The organism is Treponema sp. R80B11-R83G3 (assembly GCF_054786115.1).
Genome location: NZ_BDHF01000576.1, coordinates 1 through 2,404, shown reverse-complemented (window position 1 = coordinate 2,404; position 2,404 = coordinate 1). Strand labels below are relative to the sequence as shown.

3 protein-coding genes are annotated in these 2,404 nt (G+C 39.8%); all 3 read left to right on the top strand.

The features are described 5' to 3' along the window. Window positions 1-114: 114 nt before the first annotated feature. Complete coding sequence (locus ACYVRH_RS15060) at window positions 115-864, top strand: type IIL restriction-modification enzyme MmeI (RefSeq protein ID WP_461257663.1); 750 nt, start codon at window positions 115-117, stop codon at window positions 862-864. An 853-nt stretch (window positions 865-1,717) separates the two neighbouring features. Beyond that, window positions 1,718-1,966, top strand: coding sequence for a hypothetical protein (locus ACYVRH_RS15055; RefSeq protein WP_461257662.1), 249 nt, complete (start codon window positions 1,718-1,720; stop codon window positions 1,964-1,966). After that, window positions 1,956-2,228, top strand: a complete 273-nt coding sequence (locus ACYVRH_RS15050) for a hypothetical protein (RefSeq protein WP_461257661.1) — start codon at window positions 1,956-1,958, stop codon at window positions 2,226-2,228. Before ACYVRH_RS15055 ends, ACYVRH_RS15050 begins: the two co-directional genes overlap by 11 nt. Window positions 2,229-2,404 lie beyond the last annotated feature (176 nt).

Sequence of the window (2,404 nt, the reverse complement as noted above, 5' to 3'; positions counted from 1 at the left end):
TACGTTTTTTTGTTGTAATTAAAACATATCACGGCGGGCATGATCTTTCAAACCCATTTGGTTTACGGTTGTTTTCGCTAATTCCTTGTATTATATAGACTTACGGAATTAGTCATACGGATTCAGGAATATATTAATAAAAAAGAGCAATATTGCCTTTGGCTAGTTGATATAAAGCCTGATGAACTTAAAAAATTAAAGATGGTATATCAAAGGGTTAAAAATAATAAAGAAATTCGCTTAAAATCATCACGACCATTCCTTGCTGATGTCCCACATTTATTTGCACAAATTACTCAACCAGGAGGAAAAGACTATATATTAATTCCCCGGGTTTCATCAGAAACTAGAAAATATATACCAATGGGTTTTTTTAATAAAAATACGATTGCTGGCGATACATGTCTAATAATTCCAGATGGAACACTTTATCACTTTGGAATATTAACCTCAACAATGCACATGGCATGGACAAGATATGTTTGCGGAAGGTTAAAAAGCGATTATCGTTATTCAAAAGATATAGTATATAATAATTTTCCCTTTCCTGAACCAACGGAAAAGCAAAAAGCAGAAATTGAAAAGTCAGCACAAGCCGTTTTAGACGCTCGCTTGCTTTTTCCCCATTCAAGCCTAGCTGACTTGTATGACCCTATAGCAATGCCAAAGGAATTATCACAAGCCCATCAAAAACTAGATAAGGCTGTCGAGACAGCCTATGGTCGTTCTTTCGATGATGACGGTCAACGTGTTGCGTATTTATTTGAATTATATCAAAAACTTACAGGCGAATTATTTACAGAAACCAAAAAAACAGGAAAAGGCAAGAAGGTAAAAACTATAAAGGGGAAAACAAAAAAATGAACTTATTCATAATACTGGAAAACTTTCATGGAAAAGACATTAAATGAAAAATAAAGAAGAAAAACCATTAACATGGGACGACATGGGACACGCAACGTAACCGACACCACTTTTTCATAGTGTCGTTTGACCGCCGACCACCCACACATATAACGTGTAGGTCAACATTAATAAATCGTGTCTGCCACAATATTTCAAGAAATAATTTAGGAGGGAGAAGTCTCCTCCTACGCTCCATCTGACCACTAAAACAAATTAGAAAAAAAATAAAAATATTATCTTTGTGTTTTAGTGGTCAGATTACGCTATCCCCTCTACTTGGACAAGCCAACGTTTTGCCTCTCAAGATTTTGTAGCTCACATTAATCTTTATTACGCTCCTCAAGTCCTTGTAACACGCACAAGACTTCGTAAACTTTCGCATAATTTCACATAACAGGTAATTCATTCCGTATAACCCTTTTGGCATGGCTTTTGCAGTGGGAATAAATGGCTACAGCCAGGCAAAAGCCATGCCAACCCCCTGCGGGGGACAGGGCAATTATTCTAATTCTTCTGTGTAAGCGTTTTTCCCTTATAGGGTAAAATAAGGTAAAAATTGCTTGCGCAATTTTTTCTATTCTTAGTTTTTAAAAATTAATAACACCCAACAGGCGGGGTATTTTGTTTTCCTTGGTGGTGTGAGCGCGCCCTGTGCGGTGGCGAAGGGCGCTACAGCCCACACCACCAATACAAAATACCCCGCCTGCCTTCGTTGGGTTTTTGTTAAAGGCGGCGGTTTCGGGTTTTAGCCCTCCTTCATGCCCCCCGTGCCTAGCTATCGGGGGCTACTACAATTATAGGAGGTTGTACTATGTACAACGAAAAAAAGCGGTTCTATTCGCCGCAGTTTTCCGAAATGGCGTGCGTAACAGTCCGCCGCCTCGCATGGGCGCTTAACGTGTCCATGCCAAAAGCCATTGACATCATCATCAATGAATTATCATCGGCTTTTTCATCATCGGTTGTTTGTCCGCAATGCAAGGACAAGACAAAATGCCCCGTGTGCGGTTTTAACCAACAGCCATTAGAAAAAAAGGAGGTAGTTATAAATGCGGCATAAAAACCGCCGCAGTTCCCCCGGCTTGCGCCGGGGGCGCGGTTCAATTCATTATCGGGCGTATGCGGAATATAATCTTATTCACGGAAAGCCGCAGTTGGCAAGCACTTCTATATTTACGACTAAATCGGCTTTAACGCCATTACCGTTATTTGAAAATTCAGCGTTAAAACAATCACGCATATTCCCCACGTTAGAAAACGCCCATTCATACATCGCCTATCTTCATGGGGTTTATAAAGACAGCCCCGCAACTCTAGTATAGTATTAAAACCCCCGCCATACGCGGGGGTAATTTCCTCAAAGGAGTTATGGCAATGACAGAAAAAGAAAAAATCAACCGACAAGATTTTGTTGATAACGTGATTAACGACATGATCGTATCACTATCCTCGACTACAAAAAAACTGCAATGGAATATAAAAGTCATCAGCGACATTC